Here is a 15,841-nt window from a genome sequence, read left to right on the forward strand (position 1 = left end):
TCAAACTCTCCAAAAAGTGTTTGACTTGCTCATTTGTTTATCTGCAGATGACGAGCATCTGCCAGATAAGATTTAAAACTAAAACGTTGACGTTTTTATTGATTTTGTTCAGTTTTCAATGTTCAATGCGTCATTTGCGACTTCAATATCTTATCCTTTTCAAGAGAGAATGTCAACCATTTCCCCGGAAAAGTTTTTTGTTTCGTTGTTCTATGTTGCTGACAACGTTTATAAATATATCACCGTACTTTGTTAGAAGCAAGTACTTTTTTTCATTTATTTTAAAATTTTTTCAAAAACATAAAAACCCCGGCCAATTCGCCGGGGAATACCATTTAATCTTTATGTCTCATAAGCGGGAATAAAAGTACGTCTCGAATAGAAGGGGAGTTTGTTAAAAGCATAACGAGACGGTCGATCCCGATGCCCAGTCCTCCTGTCGGGGGCATTCCATATTCTAGCGCTTCAATAAAGTCCTCATCCATTTCATGCGCTTCATCATTTCCTTGCTCGCGCTCTTTTAACTGCGCTTCAAAACGTTCACGCTGATCGATTGGATCATTTAACTCTGTAAAAGCATTTGCATGCTCGCGTCCTACAATAAACAATTCAAAACGATCCGTGAAACGCGGATCTTCTGGGTTTTTCTTTGCTAAAGGTGAGATTTCAACGGGGTGTCCATACACAAACGTAGGTTGAATAAGTTCTTCTTCCACCTTTTGCTCGAAAAATTCATTGATGATATGACCGAATTGCATCGTTTCTTTATATTCAATGCCATGTTCTTTTGCCAGCTGACGCGCTTCTTCATCGCTCATTTCACGCCAAAAATCTACACCTGTGTATTCTTTTACGGCATCAACCATATGAAGACGTCGCCATTCAGGTTTTAATTCTATTGTATAATCGCCATATTCAATTGTTGTTGTACCAATCACGTCTTCAGCTACATGAGAAATGACATTTTCAGTTAAACGCATAATGTCCGTGTAGTCTGCATATGCTTCGTACAATTCAATCATCGTGAATTCTGGGTTATGCCGTGTTGATACACCTTCATTACGGAAAACACGACCGATTTCATACACTTTCTCCATCCCCCCCACAATGAGGCGCTTCAAATGAAGTTCTATTGCAATTCGCATATATAATTCCATGTCGAGCGCATTATGATGTGTGACGAACGGACGGGCTGATGCACCACCAGCAATGGAATGCATCATCGGCGTCTCTACTTCCAAATAGCCATTGCTGTCAAGGTAACGGCGCATCGATTGGATAATGCGACTGCGGGCGATAAATGTTTGCTGACTTTCCGGATTTGTCATCAAATCCAAATAACGCTGACGGTAGCGCTGCTCAATATCTTTTAATCCGTGATGTTTATCTGGAAGAGGCCGGAGTGATTTCGTTAAATATACGTATTCCGTTGCTTTCACAGATAGTTCGCCCACGTTTGTTTTAAATACTTTTCCCTTAATACCGACAATGTCTCCGAGATCAGTCACTGTAAATAGATCATACGATTCTTCTCCGACAGTATCTTTACGAACGTAAATTTGAATTTGACCACTCAAATCCTGAACATGGGCAAATCCTGCTTTTCCCTTCCCACGCTTTGTCATGATACGACCAGCAATAACAACTTCTACTTCTTTTTCTTCTAACTCTTCTTTTGAAAATGAATCAAACTGCGCTGTAATTTCTCCTGATGTATGTGTACGCTCAAAACGGCCTCCAAAAGGATCAAGTCCTTTATCTTTCAGAGACTGCAATTTTTCTCTTCTAACCAATAGCTGGTCGTTTAATTCTTCGCTCATTTTTCCGTTCACTCCTATAATCAATTAAACCGCCTGAGTCGACGCTTCCTTTTCTTCTACTTTATCTACGAATGTTGTTAATAATGTAACGAGATCATTTCTCGTTTCACATGTATTGATTTCTTTACGCACTTGTCCGTTTCCACGGATGCCTTTCAAATACCACGCGGCATGCTTACGCATTTCACGTACCGCAACGTTTTCATTTTTTAAGTTAATCAAGCGGTCTAAATGAAGAAGACATACATCGATTTTTTCGCGCGCTGTCGGTTCATCTGCAAGCAAACCTGTTTCAAGATATTGCACTGTCCGATAAATCATCCACGGATTTCCAAGTGCAGCACGACCGATCATCACCGCATCGCATCCTGTTTCATCAAGCATACGTTTCGCATCTTGCGGTGTTTCCACATCACCATTTCCAATTAGTGGAATGTTAATTGAGTTTTTCACTTCTTTAATGATGTCCCAGTTCGAGTGGCCTTCGTACATTTGCACACGTGTACGCCCATGAAGCGCTACCGCCTGACCTCCTGCACGTTCAACGGCGCGGGCATTCTCAACCGCATAAATATGGTCTTCATCCCAACCCATACGCATTTTAACTGTTACAGGCTTGTCAACCGCATCGACAACTGCGGATACCATTTCATAAATTTTATTCGGATCAAGAAGCCATTTCGCTCCCGCATCGCACTTCGTAATTTTCGGCACGGGACAGCCCATATTAATATCAATAATGTCTGCGTTTGTGTTTTTATCTACAAAGCTTGCCGCTTGTACAAGTGATTCCCTTTCTCCGCCGAAAATTTGAAGGCTGAGTGGTTTTTCACGTTCATCAATATAAAGCATATTCATTGTTTTCTCGTTTTGAAGTACGATTCCCTTATCACTAACCATTTCTGCACATACCATTCCGGCGCCAAATTCTTTTACTGTTAAACGGAAAGCAGAGTTACACACACCAGCCATCGGTGCCAGCACTACCCTGTTTTTCAGTTCAACCGGTCCGATTTTCAACATAAATAATTCACCTTTCTATTTTCAAAAGAACGAAAAAGCGTCTGCTGTTTTCCAAAGCTTGACGCCCTCTCTTCCTTGAACATAATTTAAATACTTTTCCAGTGGCGTTCCTGTATCAGGAATTTCGATCGTTGCATCTATTTCTGCCAGCGGAATAAGTACGAAAGCTCGCTCTTTCATCCGCGGGTGAGGAATAATAAGGTTCTCTGATTTAATATTGTCGTGATTATACAACAAAATGTCAAGGTCTATTGTCCGTGGTCCCCACCTTAATTCCCGTTTTCGGCCAAGCTCATTTTCAATTTCCATACAGACACCGAGCATCTCAATCGCCGTCAGCAGCGTTTCCGCTTTTAATACGATATTTAAAAAAGGCGCTTGATCTGTTACACCAACCGGCTCTGTCTCATATACAGAGGAGATCGCTTGAACATACACCTTTTCATTTTGATTAAGCAGCTTTACGGCTTTCTTTAAAAAGAGTTCACGATCACCCATATTCGTTCCGAGGGATAAATAAACGATATGACTCATTATTCACGGCCTCTCGTAATTTCGATCGCGACAAAATCATAATGTCCCGCAATTGGAGGATCTGGTTTAATCACTTTTACTGTACATGACCGCACAGTACTGAACTTTTTCAGAAGATCGCCTGCTATTTTTTCAGCTAGCGTTTCCACAAGATTCACGGAGCTTCCTTCCATAACCGCTCTACATGCTTCATAAATATCTCCATAATTGACCGAATTTTTGAGATCATCTGTTTCACCTGCTTTTTTTAGCGAAACATCCAATGTCACATCTGCCCGAAAACGCTGACCCAGTTTTTTTTCTTCAGGAAAAACACCATGATAGCCGTAAAATTCCATACCCGTCACATAGATTTTATCCATTATGATGCTCCTTTCTGACTAGCGTATCCATCATTTTCATCATGCGCGTGATTGGCAATACATCATGAACTCGAACAATATGACACCCTTTTTGAACACCGAAACAGCAAGTTGCACCTGTCCCTTCCATCCGCTCCTCTACCGGTACATTCAATACGTAATCAATTATTCTTTTACGAGACGTACCGAGCAGTACCGGGAAACCGAGTGCTACAACACGATCAAGATTCTGCATCATCTCTATATTTTGTTCCATCGTTTTTGCGAAACCAATGCCTGGATCAAGAATAATTTGATCATCTGGAACACCTGCTTTTTTCGCAATCGTAATACTTTCATATAGATCCTGTAAACAATCTCTCATAAAGTTTTCATAATTCATTTGTTCCCGGTTATGCATTAAAATAATAGGCACTTTTTTTTCAGCCGCAACTGCTGCCATATCAGGATCTTTTTTAGCGCCCCAAATATCGTTCAAGATCGAAGCACCAGCTTCAATTGCTTTTTCAGCTGTTTTTGCTTTAAACGTGTCAATAGAAATGGGAACGTCCACTAAACGATCAATCTCTGCAATAATCGGCTGTACCCGGTTGATTTCATTTTCTATAGAAACCGGTGTATAGCCTGGGCGAGTAGACTCACCGCCAATGTCTATAATATGTGCCCCGTCCCTTACCATTTGAACAGCGTGACGCACAGCCGCGTCCTGTTCAGTAAACTGACCGCCGTCTGAAAAAGAATCAGGCGTTATATTTAAAATGCCCATCACGTACGTTTGCTCTTTAAAATTAAGTGTGTATTTTCCCGCTTTCATATTGTACATCTCTCCAGTTTCTTTAATCATTCTTTTTATTTTAACACAAAAAAAACAACAGACTGCATTCATGCAGTCTGTTGTTTTTTTAGCTTATCAATCAAATTGGTAAAGCGGTGTGCTCAGATAACGTTCGCCGTTTGATGGGAGAATCGCCAATACTTTTTTACCTTTGCCAAGTTTTTTTGCCACTTGAACAGCAGCAGCAATTGCTGCACCGGAAGAAATACCGCCAAGGATACCTTCTTCACGCGCAACGAGACGTGCTGTTTCAAACGCTGTGTCATTATCAATTTGGATAATTTCATCGTAAATTTTTGTATTAAGAACAGCCGGAATAAAACCAGCACCAATTCCCTGAATTTTGTGGGGACCCGGTTTACCACCTGAAAGAACTGGTGAATCCGTTGGCTCCACTGCATAAATTTTTGCGTTTGGCCATTTTTCTTTAATAACCTGTCCCGCACCTGTAATTGTACCACCCGTACCGATACCAGAGACGAAACCATCAAGCTGATCAAATTGCTCTGCAATCTCTTTCCCTGTTGTCAAGCGATGAATTTCAGGATTTGCTTCGTTTTCAAACTGCTGCGGCAAAAAATAACCGTTTGCATCAGCAAGTTCTTTCGCTTTACGGATTGCCCCACCCATTCCTTCAGGCCCTGGTGTTAATACAAGCTCTGCACCGTAAGCACGAAGCAAATTACGGCGTTCCATGCTCATTGTTTCAGGCATAACAAGGATTGCTTTGTATCCTTTTGCTGCAGCAATCATCGCAAGACCAATTCCTGTGTTGCCGCTTGTCGGCTCAATTAATGTGCCGCCTGGCTGCAAATTGCCTTTTTTCTCCGCTGCTTCAATCATGGCCAGTGCAATGCGATCTTTTACACTGCTCCCCGGGTTCATGTACTCCAGTTTCACATACACTTCTGCACTGTTTTCATCTACCACATTATTTAATCTTACAACTGGTGTTTGACCGACTAAATCGGCTACTGAATTTGCTACACGTACCATTAATTGTTTACCTCCATTTTAATACCGAGTATTTTCATTGGTTATATAGAATTTATCAGGTTTTGATTGAAAAGTCAACCATTTTGATTAATTTCGGGATCGAATCGATAAAAACCTGCTAAGATTAGCAGGTTTTATAAAGATCATGCTTCCTCTTTCAATTGTTCAAGTTCTTCTTTTGAAAATATATATTGTTCGTTACAAAAATGACATTGGGTTTCGGCACCGCCATCTTCCTCGATCATTTCCTGAATTTCTGCAGCCCCCAGACTTATAATTGCATTACCAAATCGCTCTTTTGAACATGTACATTTAAATTGAACCGGCATCGTTTCCAAAAACTTTACGTTTTCTTCACCAAAAATATACGTTAAAATTTGCTCAGGTGCCAATCCTTTTTCAATAAGTTTGGATATCGGTTCCATATTTGTAATACGCTCTTCTAAAATAGTAATCGTTGCGTCATCTGTATTTGGCATAAGTTGAATAATAAAACCGCCCGCAGCCAGTATCGTGTTGTCCGGGTTAACGAGAACGCCAACACCCACTGAAGATGGCACTTGCTCAGACACTGCAAAATAATACGTAAAATCTTCTCCAAGCTCACCTGAGACAATTGGTGTTTGGCCACTGAAGTTTTCACGAAGGCCGAGATCTTTTACAACCGTCAGCATGCCGTCTGTTCCAACAGCACGGCGTACATCAAGTTTACCATTTTCATTCAAATCAAAGTGGGTTTGTGGATAAGTAATGTAGCCACGTACATTCCCATGCGCATCACTGTCAACAAGAATCGGGCCTGCTGCTCCGCCACCTTCAATTTTCATTGTAATTTTTTCATTTCCTTTCATCATCGCGCCCATCATAACCGTTGCGATCATCGAACGACCGAGTGCAGCAGAAGCTGTTGGCCACGACCCATGTCTTCTTTGTGCTTCTCCAACTGAATTCGTTGCATCTACTGCATAAGCACGGATCTGTCCGTCAAAAGCCAATGCTTTTACTAAATAGTCACTCACTGCCATCTTCCTTTCATACATTTCTTTTATAAATTAACAAAAGACCTTTTAATGTCAATTCTGGATCAACCACATCAATCTCATCACACTCTTTAGCAATGAGCGCCGCAAGACCTCCCGTTGCAATAACAGTCGGGTCCACATTACTTTGGCTCTTCATTCGTCTGACTATACCTTCTACCTGGCCAACATATCCGTATAAGATACCCGCCTGCATCGCAGAAACCGTGTTTTTACCTACAATATTATCCGGTCTTGCAATTTCAATACGCGGAAGCTTCGATGCACGTGTGTATAATGCTTCTGTAGAAATGCCTATTCCGGGTGCAATTGCACCGCCCATATAATTGCATTTCTCATCTATATAGCAGTATGTGGATGCTGTTCCGAAATCGACAATTATAAGCGGAGATCCATATTCATGAATACCTGCCACCGCATTGACAATACGGTCTGCTCCAACTTCGCGCGGGTTTTCATATTTAATATTTAAACCGGTTTTTACCCCAGGGCCAACCACAAGCGGATGAACGTGAAAATACTTTTTACACATGCGCTCAAGCGCTGCCATAATCGGAGGTACAACAGAGGAGATGATCACGCCGTGAATTTGTTCAAATTGCAAACCGTCGTGCTGGAATAAATTTTTAATGATCATACCATATTCATCTTCTGTTTTATTACGGTTCGTTTCAATACGCCAGTGATACTTTAATTCTTCTCCTTCATACACACCGAGCACTGTATTTGTATTTCCTACATCCAAGACAAATATCAACGTTCTCACCACACCTGTCGTCTATTTTTTGTGTTTTATCATATCACATTATTCAAAAATGAAAACAAAAGACGCCTGAAAAGAATACTCTTCAGGCGTCGATCTATTACGCTTTTGGTTCGTCATCAGTTAAAGTCTTTTTAAGATCATCTCGTACTTCCGGTTCATCTGTAACATTTTCCGGCAAATTCGTCGTTTCCGTTACGGGTGTCCCTTCAGTCTTTTCAAGCACTACTACACGATCTTTTGATTCTTCTTTGCCATCGGAACTATAATTTCGTTCCGGCAATGTCCCATGATCAGACAAGTGTTTGATTTGTGCGGCATCAAGCGTTTCAATTTCAAGCAGTGTGTTCGCAATAAGTTCGAGCTTATCACGGTTTTCTGTCAAAATCTGTTTCGCACGTGCATAACACTCTTTAATAATCGTTTGAATTTCCACATCAATTTCGTACGCAATTCGGTCCGAGTAATTTTGTTCGCTATTAAAGTCACGACCTAAAAATACTTGCCCTTGCGATTGACCAAATTGAAGCGGCCCCAGTTTATCACTCATCCCAAATTCCGTGACCATACGGCGGGCAATACCCGTTGCACGTTGGAAATCATTGTGAGCACCTGTTGAAACTTCACCAAAAATAATGTCTTCCGCTACACGGCCGCCAAGAAGACCAGTAATTTTATCAAGAAGTTCCGGCTTCGTCATGAAATAACGGTCTTCCCTCGGAAGCATAACAGCATAGCCGCCTGCCTGTCCACGTGGAACAATGGTTACTTTATGAACCATATCCGCTTCATCTAGCACAAGACCGATGACGGTATGGCCCGATTCATGGAATGCAACGATTTTTCGTTCTTTTTTAGAAATAACCCGACTCTTTTTAGCAGGTCCAGCAATGACGCGGTCTGTTGCTTCATCCACATCAGACATATCAATTTTTTTCTTATCCGTACGGGCAGCGACCAAGGCTGCTTCGTTTAATAAGTTCTCAAGATCTGCACCTGAGAAACCCGGTGTACGCTGTGCAATGGCACGCAAGTCAACTGACTCGTGAAGCGGCTTGTTGCGGGCATGTACGCGAAGGACAGCTTCACGGCCATTCAAATCTGGGCGGTCAACCGTAATTTGACGGTCAAAACGTCCTGGACGAAGAAGGGCTGGGTCTAGAATATCAGCGCGGTTTGTTGCCGCAATCATAATAATTCCTTCATTCCCGCTAAATCCGTCCATTTCAACGAGCAACTGGTTGAGCGTTTGCTCACGCTCATCGTGACCGCCGCCAAGTCCGGCGCCACGCTGACGACCAACTGCATCAATTTCATCAATAAAAATGATACAAGGTGAATTTTTCTTCGCATTTTCAAACAAATCTCGAACGCGGGAAGCACCAACACCCACGAACATTTCCACAAAGTCTGAACCACTGATTGAGAAGAACGGTACACCCGCTTCACCAGCCACCGCTTTTGCGAGCAATGTTTTACCTGTTCCGGGAGGTCCTACAAGAAGAACTCCTTTTGGAATACGGGCACCCAGTTCAGTAAACTTTCGTGGATCTTTCAAAAATTCTACAACTTCAACAAGTTCTTGTTTTTCTTCATCCGCCCCGGCTACATCATCAAAACGAACTTTTTTCTTTTCATCATTATACAGGCGTGCTTTGCTTTTCCCAAAGTTCATCACACGGCCGCCTCCGCCGCCCTGCGCCTGATTTAACAAGAAGAAGAAGAAAATAAAAATAATAAGGAAGGGGATAATCGTTGTAAAAAACTGTACCCATCCACTTGTTTCTTTTGCCGGAAGAATATTTACCTCCGCATTTTTGGATGCATCATTTACTTGATTCAGCATCGTATCATTGCCCGTTACATATGTAACGAACATTTCATTTTCCTCAGCACCTTTTAGTGTTCCGCGTATTTCATATACGCCTCGCTCCGGCTGCATCGTAAAGGTTTCTACATCATCCTGCTTTAAGTACGTTAGAAATTCATTATATGTGACATTATCCGTTGGTGCGTTATTGTTGTTGAAATAACTAACAACACCAATAATGACAAGAAAAACGAGTAAATAAAATATGGTGTATCGAAAAATTCTGTTCATCCCTTACCTCCTCCCAAAAAAGCTGACTATATGCAATGTTATCATATAGAAAGTTAGTGTTACAACTATTTGAAACTTCTTTTAGCCTGTTTCAGCAGCTCGCTTATTCACCTTTAGTTTCCATATAAATAATCGGTTTTAACACTCCAATGTATGGAAGATTACGATAATGTTCCGCATAATCAAGACCGTAGCCAACTACAAATTCATCGGGAACAGTAAAACCTATCATATCTGCTTTAATTTTCGCTTTCCGTCCAGTTGGTTTGTCTAAAAGTGTGACAATTTTGACTGACTTTGCTTTCCGATAATGAAATAACTCTGCCAAATAGCTTAATGTCAAACCGCTGTCAATAATGTCTTCAATAATTAGCACGTCGCGCCCTTCAACAGATGTGTCCAAATCTTTAACAATTTTCACTTCACCAGATGACACCGTTGATTTCCCATAACTTGAAACGGCCATAAAATCAACCTCGAGATGTGTATCCACACGTTTAATAAGGTCAGCCATAAATGGCATAGCACCTTTTAATACACCTATAAACAGTGGATAACGGCCTTTATACTCTTCTGTCAACTCCGCGCCAAGCTTTTTTACTTTTGCCTGTATTTCCTCTTCGGAAATAAGCACCTTTTCAATGTCGTTACTTAGCAATAGATTTTCCTCCCAGAATTAGCTCATACCTTTTCATAAATTAACATCATTGACCCAGGGTGTTCATGAATGGACTTGCGAATGCCCGGTACCCAGAGCACTGTTCCCTCTGCATCCGTCACAATCGGAAGATTATCCCGATGCGCTAAAGGGATCTTTTCGTCAATAAATAAACGGGCTAGCTTTTTCGAACCACTCATTCCTTTTAACTGAATTTTATCACCTTCCCGGCGCGTTCGAATGCAGATCGGCCATTGTATGTGATCCGAATCCAGTTTAAAACAAGCTAATTCAGACGGACAATCCCCTTCTGTTTGAACTTTAAATTTACCTCCATATGGCCACTGTACGATGTCCCCCGGATAAAGAAAAAGCGGCGTGCTCTTTTTTTTCGACTCCTCCATTTCAAATGAAAATAAACAATCGTCTCCAATTTTCTCAACAATAAGTCTAGATGGAAGGTCTAATTTCCCCGATGAAGCAGATGATTGAAGCAGTTGTAAAATGTGCTGAATATGTAGATATGAAAACGCTGTTTTTCCGTGATAGAGATAGCTTAATATTAGATGAATTGCCCTTCTTTGTAAAGGCAAAGGCACTGTTTTAAACGGATCAGTTTTTAGCGTTACCTCTTGATGTTTCCATATTGTCATATTCTCGATTTTCTGTCGGGCAAGTACTGTTAAAAATGCTTCGTCTTCTCTCCTCTCTTCACTAAAACGCTGCACATGAAAAGGGGCTTTCTTATTTTCTTTTTTAATAAAAGGGATTAAGTTATGCCGAAATCGATTGCGTGTATAATCGTTTTTTTCATTGCTTGGATCATCACGATATGGAATGTTATTACATTCACAATAAGCGAGAATATTTTCTTTCGTTACGGTTAGGAACGGGCGGATAATAGATCCCCCTGAAAATGGCCGCTCAAATGGAATACCTGTATATGCGTATGATCCTCTCGTCAACTGCATAAAAACCGTTTCAATTTGGTCATCCGCATGATGAGCTGTAGCTAGTTTAGCAGGACCATATTCTTTCATCACTTGCTCAAAAAAAGAATATCGGACACGCCTAGCAGCTTCTTGAATACCCGCCCCTATTTTAATTGATTCTGCGCTTGCATCCACACGCCCTGCTCTAAATGAGATATTTCGGTCCCGACAAAAATCCTCCACAAACAGAAGATCTTCGTATGATTCGTTTCCACGCAGCATGTGATCCACATGAACCGCACTAATACGAACGGACATTTCCTCTTGGTTCTCACAAAGAAAATGAAGTAGCGCCATTGAGTCAGATCCTCCCGAAACAGCAGCGACTACATGATCGCCCGGCTGAATGAGTGCATGTGTATTAATAAATATTTTCACCTGTTTTTCAAAAGAATTCATATCTTCCGCTCCGCTTCTCATCGTTTCTTTTAGTGTAACAAAAACACCATGAGGATGAACGTAAAACAAATCATTAATACAGGCCATTTTTTTGATTTGCTTTTCTTTCTTGTTCTCATCTTCGTCGGCTCTTTGTCCGCTAAACAAATAAGCAGCTCTTTTTTCATTGTTTTTGCACAGTTGTAATGCCCCTTAATTGCCTGCTTCAAAATAGGAGCGGCTAGCTGAAGTACTGTTGACGATTCAATAATGGCTATTAAGCGTTCAACTTGTCCACCGGCCTCTTGCACTTCTTTTTTGTGCATTAATGCAATTGTCATAACAGAAGCGGCAAATAGATCATACGCCGGTTCCGCTTCTCTCGTCCCTGAGCGCCAGGCAGCCCGATCATAAAGTGTCGTATACTCTTTCACAGATCGTCCCTGTTTTGTGATACCGCCCATATCCACTGCCCGAATCCTATGAGCAGGACCAGAAACAATTAAGTTTTCCGGCTTTAAATCACCCATAATTTTGCCCGAATTATGAAGTGGCTCCAAAAAATCAAGCAATCGAAGCAGCACGATAAAACTCCATTCTTCTTTTTTATTTCTCATAAATGTATGCAGCATGAGACCGTCAATATACTCCATAATGTAAAAAGGATAAATGCACCCGTTTTTTTCCAGGTCGTCTGCTTCAATAAAAAAAGGGCCGGGAGACGCTCCCCTGACCCGTTCAAGTGATTTCAATGTATTCGTTTCAGAGGCAACAGCAGCTGAATCAGCAAATTTTAATGCGGCCTGTCCAATTGTCCCTGTTACAAGATAGACAATTCCATTTGCGCCCCGGCCGATTTCTCTCTCTACCTGCCATGTATGCCCGGTCCATTTGCCTGTTAACAACTCGCCGGGTGTGGCTTCATATCGTTTTTTCATCGTACTTCTCCATATCGAGAAATGAAGAAAGTGCCTGTCTAATCGCCGGACCAGTCGGTGTAATGCCCCCGGACGCAAGCTGTGGAAATGATTCTACTAATTTTTTTGCATTGTTTGTCCAGCTAATCCGCTCCTCCGCTGCACTGTATTTCCCAGGAAATGTCCACAATGAAAAGGATGATTGACCGCTTCTCGACTGCATACTAACTGATAAATCATAAAGCGCTTCTTTAACAGCTGGCAGTTTCAGCTTCATGCTGGCACTCATGTCTGTTAATACGAGCAGTTTCAGTTCTGCTTCTTCACTGATTTCTTCCACTTTTTCCGCAATTTTACCCCTTTTTTCAGGCGGCAACGACTCAACTTGTGCATCTTCATTTAAAATGTCACGCAGTTCTTGATTAATAATGCTGTAAATGGTACCTGTCATAGCCTGGCGCGTCACATTCACAACCGTTTCTGATAGTGACCTGGCTTTTACAATGCGGCTTTCTCCACCGCCGGATCTTGCAATGGATTCAATTTCTTCTAATCCTTCTGCACTTTTGCTGTCATCCACAATGCCAATAACATTGACAGTAATACCTTGTCGAAAAGCAAAAGCAGCCATAGCAGCTGGATCTTCTCCTGTGTTTGAGCAACCATCTGTTAATAAAAGAAGCTGTCTGATTGTCCCCATCTTCATGATCGTCTCCGCCTTTCACCTTTTTTCTTCATGTTCGACGGAAATAACGAAAATTATACAGCCCGGCGTCTCATCGGGCGTTTTTTCTTTTTCTCAGACGGTTCAATATCATAAATTGGAATGGCTGCCCACTCTGGTAAATTATGTTCCACACGCGCAACACACAGCGTCATGTCATCTTTTATTTCTCCAGCTTGTGTACGAATTACCTCATCCATTAATAAATCTGCAAATTGCTGAGGATCGTTCGTCTCAATGGATTTAATTTTTCGTTTCATCCATATGTCACCGTTTTCAACAAAATCAGGTCCATCGAATACTCCATCACTCATCATGATAAGCAAGTCCCCTGACTTTAGCTGTTCATGCACCGTGTCCACTTCAAATTGTTGTAAAATACCTATTGGCAAATTACCAGCTTCCACTTTTATGACCTGATCACCCCGCTTAATAAAGCTAGGTGATGAGCCAACTTTCAAAAAGACAGTCTGGGCATCCTGCAAATCAATAATAGCCAAGTCAAGTGTTGAAAACACTTCATCATTCGTCCGCAACGACAAAATAGAATTAATCGATTTCACTGCTACTTTTTCTTCAATACCAGACTGCAAGATTCGCTTCAATAAACTGATTGTGGCACTGCTTTCATCGTGTGCTCTGTCTCCATTTCCCATCCCGTCACTAATTGCAAGCGCGAATTTTCCTGTTCCAATTTCAATCGCTGAAAACGAATCTCCCGATATGAGTCCGCCTCCCTTTGCAGCGTGTGCCAGTCCCGTTACAACACGGAATGCTTTCGCTGATCGGAATACACTTCTCATTCCAGAACCGTCCTCCTGCTCGCGAACAACGATAATATATTCATCGAGTAATTCCGATAAAATAGGTGCAATAATTTTTTCGCTTTCTCCATGCCCTTTTGGATATGGAATGGTCATTTCTATGTCAATTGCTCCTTTTTGAACACTGAATACATCAATATCGGTAATTTCCATCCCAAAAGATTCAATTGCGGCCGTTATTTTTTCTTCCTGCGTACAATGCGCTGCTTCTTCACGCTGCATCTCTTCCGCAAAATCACGCATCACTTTTGATACTCCTCCCAACTGCTCAGCCACGATTTTCCGGCTGTCTCGCATTTGCTGTTTTAGCTCTCTGTTCGCCCGGTAATACGTCAATTGTGAACGAATCTCTTCTTCTACACGAACTGGCCGGAAACAGCGATTCTCCAACTCTTTAATAAGCGGCGGTGATAAACTATCTTTTTCAGTGTCTACTTCTTCAAGTACATTTTTCATCAATTCATATGTCTCATCAAATTGGTACACCCAACATTGCTCTTTTTTGAAACAAGTTTGACATGTTTTTTCTGTAACACCACTTAAAAACAAATCAAATTCTCTATCTTCACCATCTAATGGCTGATTAGACTGGGAGAAACTATCAGCTAGCGCGTCAAATAGATCCGAAAACTGTTCCATTCGATCTGAAGTCACATCTCGTACCTTTCGTAAATATCGCTGCTGTTCTATTGAGTGCTCTGTCGTTCCTGGAATTAGTTTTGAGACATGGTCTGTCCATGTTTTCGGTGTCATAAATAGAAGCAGTGCAGCCGCTGCCGATTCATATAATGTTGTCATATTCATGATGTCTCCTTCACCATAAAAACCGGCCAATACAGTGGCCGCCATTAAGCCAGCCACTGCACCACCCCTTTTCCATTCTTTAAATAACCCGCCTAATAAACCCGCAAACGCTAGAATACTCATCTCATGAAAATCACTAACACCTGCTAAACTTAAAATCAGCCCACTAACCACGCCAGCAGCCGATCCAAATGCAGCACCGGATAAAAATGAAATAGCCGTTACAAGATACCGAGCTGCTATATGATCTGCCTCAAGTCCACCAATAGACCAACCGACCATTCCTGTCGCTGCCGAGGCAAAAACAATAAGCAAACCGATCCATTCTTCTGTTTTTAGTGTACGAATTCGCCCTGATAAGGATAAAAAAGGCAAGCACTGCATAAAGATAAGTGTCAGTACAAAAGCAAGTGATGCTTCCACAGCAGCGAGTACAAGGTCATATGCCGGTACAAACTCTGGACCGTTCAACGTATACGCCAAAATACTTTTCACTGCAAGAACTGTAAAGAAGACAAAAAATGGAACAGGTGCTGTTTCCCCTTTATGAAGTGTCCTGAACAGCCGATGTAAAAGTAAGAAACTAAATAAAACCGCGAAGGTGCTTGCTGCGTTCAACGGTGAAACCGTAAATGCTCCTGCAAGAACAGCTATACATACACGGGGTGCCATTTCTTTTCTCATGACAAAGACAGCTGCAAAAAAGGAAAGTGCAAAAGGCGACAATTGTGAAAGTAATAAAGCTCGTCCAAATAAAAACCCCGCCGGAAACAGTATCCAACCTCGATCAAGTAATAAAAAGGCTGCCTTTCCTGCATATCCGTTGCCCCATTCCCGGCCTAGAACCGCTTTTCCCGTCATCCCATATTCCGCTCTTTGCAATACAGCCCACTCTCCTTTTTATTCATTTCCTTAAATTGCAGTATAAAAGAAAGCGCGTTCAAATTTTGTCAAACGAAGGAATTGCCTCTAATAAATCGTTCGACAAATTAACTACACTAAAAGACAAAATTATTATTGACATTTCATTCCCGCGCCGTTATTATTGATTTTGTGCTATAAAACGAAGC

The 15,841-nt window shown here is 41.5% G+C and carries 14 protein-coding genes; all 14 read right to left on the reverse strand.

Features of this window, described 5'->3' with window-relative positions; translation table 11 throughout:
* Positions 1 to 335 precede the first annotated feature (335 nt).
* The 14 genes from lysS to spoIIE all read right to left on the reverse strand — a co-directional run bounded on the left by lysS (position 336) and on the right by spoIIE (position 15,653).
* Positions 336 to 1,820 carry a lysine--tRNA ligase gene (gene lysS / locus ACZYRN_RS18240; protein ID WP_488913026.1) on the reverse strand — a complete coding sequence of 495 codons (1,485 nt, stop codon included), beginning with the start codon at positions 1,818 to 1,820 and terminating at the stop codon, positions 336 to 338.
* A gap of 24 nt (positions 1,821 to 1,844) precedes the next feature.
* The gene (dusB, locus tag ACZYRN_RS18245; RefSeq protein ID WP_488913027.1) at positions 1,845 to 2,843 is read right to left on the reverse strand and encodes a tRNA dihydrouridine synthase DusB; all 999 of its coding nucleotides are present in this window, start codon (positions 2,841 to 2,843) and stop codon (positions 1,845 to 1,847) included.
* Between the two features lie 21 nt (positions 2,844 to 2,864).
* Positions 2,865 to 3,377, reverse strand: a complete 513-nt coding sequence (gene folK / locus ACZYRN_RS18250) for a 2-amino-4-hydroxy-6-hydroxymethyldihydropteridine diphosphokinase (RefSeq protein WP_488913028.1) — start codon at positions 3,375 to 3,377, stop codon at positions 2,865 to 2,867.
* Entirely contained in the window at positions 3,377 to 3,739 is a 363-nt protein-coding gene (gene folB, locus ACZYRN_RS18255) for a dihydroneopterin aldolase (protein ID WP_488913029.1), read from the reverse strand. Before folB ends, folK begins: the two co-directional genes overlap by 1 nt.
* Positions 3,732 to 4,553 carry a dihydropteroate synthase gene (folP, locus tag ACZYRN_RS18260; RefSeq protein ID WP_488913030.1) on the reverse strand — a complete coding sequence of 274 codons (822 nt, stop codon included), beginning with the start codon at positions 4,551 to 4,553 and terminating at the stop codon, positions 3,732 to 3,734. The genes folB and folP overlap by 8 nt, the downstream gene beginning before the upstream one ends.
* A 96-nt stretch (positions 4,554 to 4,649) precedes the next feature.
* Positions 4,650 to 5,570, reverse strand: coding sequence for a cysteine synthase A (gene cysK, locus ACZYRN_RS18265; RefSeq protein WP_488913031.1), 921 nt, complete (start codon positions 5,568 to 5,570; stop codon positions 4,650 to 4,652).
* Between the two features lie 143 nt (positions 5,571 to 5,713).
* Positions 5,714 to 6,589, reverse strand: a complete 876-nt coding sequence (gene hslO, locus ACZYRN_RS18270; RefSeq protein WP_488913032.1) for an Hsp33 family molecular chaperone HslO — start codon at positions 6,587 to 6,589, stop codon at positions 5,714 to 5,716.
* A 13-nt stretch (positions 6,590 to 6,602) separates the two neighbouring features.
* Complete coding sequence (locus ACZYRN_RS18275; RefSeq protein WP_488913033.1) at positions 6,603 to 7,367, reverse strand: type III pantothenate kinase; 765 nt, start codon at positions 7,365 to 7,367, stop codon at positions 6,603 to 6,605.
* 106 nt (positions 7,368 to 7,473) lie between these two features.
* On the reverse strand, positions 7,474 to 9,474 hold the full coding sequence (ftsH, locus tag ACZYRN_RS18280) for an ATP-dependent zinc metalloprotease FtsH (protein ID WP_488913034.1): 2,001 nt from the start codon (positions 9,472 to 9,474) through the stop codon (positions 7,474 to 7,476).
* A gap of 103 nt (positions 9,475 to 9,577) precedes the next feature.
* Complete coding sequence (hpt, locus tag ACZYRN_RS18285) at positions 9,578 to 10,132, reverse strand: hypoxanthine phosphoribosyltransferase (RefSeq protein ID WP_488913035.1); 555 nt, start codon at positions 10,130 to 10,132, stop codon at positions 9,578 to 9,580.
* A gap of 23 nt (positions 10,133 to 10,155) precedes the next feature.
* A complete protein-coding gene (gene tilS, locus ACZYRN_RS18290; protein ID WP_488913036.1) occupies positions 10,156 to 11,523 on the reverse strand; it encodes a tRNA lysidine(34) synthetase TilS in 1,368 nt (455 codons plus the stop codon).
* A 29-nt stretch (positions 11,524 to 11,552) separates the two neighbouring features.
* Positions 11,553 to 12,440: a protein kinase domain-containing protein gene (locus ACZYRN_RS18295; protein ID WP_488913037.1), complete on the reverse strand. Its 888-nt coding sequence runs from the start codon at positions 12,438 to 12,440 to the stop codon at positions 11,553 to 11,555.
* On the reverse strand, positions 12,424 to 13,125 hold the full coding sequence (locus tag ACZYRN_RS18300) for a vWA domain-containing protein (RefSeq protein ID WP_488913038.1): 702 nt from the start codon (positions 13,123 to 13,125) through the stop codon (positions 12,424 to 12,426). The genes ACZYRN_RS18295 and ACZYRN_RS18300 overlap by 17 nt, the downstream gene beginning before the upstream one ends.
* A 53-nt stretch (positions 13,126 to 13,178) precedes the next feature.
* The gene (spoIIE, locus tag ACZYRN_RS18305) at positions 13,179 to 15,653 is read right to left on the reverse strand and encodes a stage II sporulation protein E (RefSeq protein ID WP_488913039.1); all 2,475 of its coding nucleotides are present in this window, start codon (positions 15,651 to 15,653) and stop codon (positions 13,179 to 13,181) included.
* Between the last annotated feature and the right edge of the window lie 188 nt (positions 15,654 to 15,841).

This window comes from Domibacillus sp. F004 (assembly GCF_057814295.1).

Coding starts and splice junctions, on each gene's coding strand:
- tilS (WP_488913036.1), bottom strand. CDS start 11,523: ATGAATTCTTTTGAAAAACAGGTGAAAATATTTATTAATACACATGCA.
- dusB (WP_488913027.1), bottom strand. CDS start 2,843: ATGTTGAAAATCGGACCGGTTGAACTGAAAAACAGGGTAGTGCTGGCA.
- folP (WP_488913030.1), bottom strand. CDS start 4,553: ATGAAAGCGGGAAAATACACACTTAATTTTAAAGAGCAAACGTACGTG.
- ACZYRN_RS18295 (WP_488913037.1), bottom strand. CDS start 12,440: ATGAAAAAACGATATGAAGCCACACCCGGCGAGTTGTTAACAGGCAAA.
- lysS (WP_488913026.1), bottom strand. CDS start 1,820: ATGAGCGAAGAATTAAACGACCAGCTATTGGTTAGAAGAGAAAAATTG.
- ftsH (WP_488913034.1), bottom strand. CDS start 9,474: ATGAACAGAATTTTTCGATACACCATATTTTATTTACTCGTTTTTCTT.
- ACZYRN_RS18300 (WP_488913038.1), bottom strand. CDS start 13,125: ATGAAGATGGGGACAATCAGACAGCTTCTTTTATTAACAGATGGTTGC.
- folB (WP_488913029.1), bottom strand. CDS start 3,739: ATGGATAAAATCTATGTGACGGGTATGGAATTTTACGGCTATCATGGT.
- cysK (WP_488913031.1), bottom strand. CDS start 5,570: ATGGTACGTGTAGCAAATTCAGTAGCCGATTTAGTCGGTCAAACACCA.
- folK (WP_488913028.1), bottom strand. CDS start 3,377: ATGAGTCATATCGTTTATTTATCCCTCGGAACGAATATGGGTGATCGT.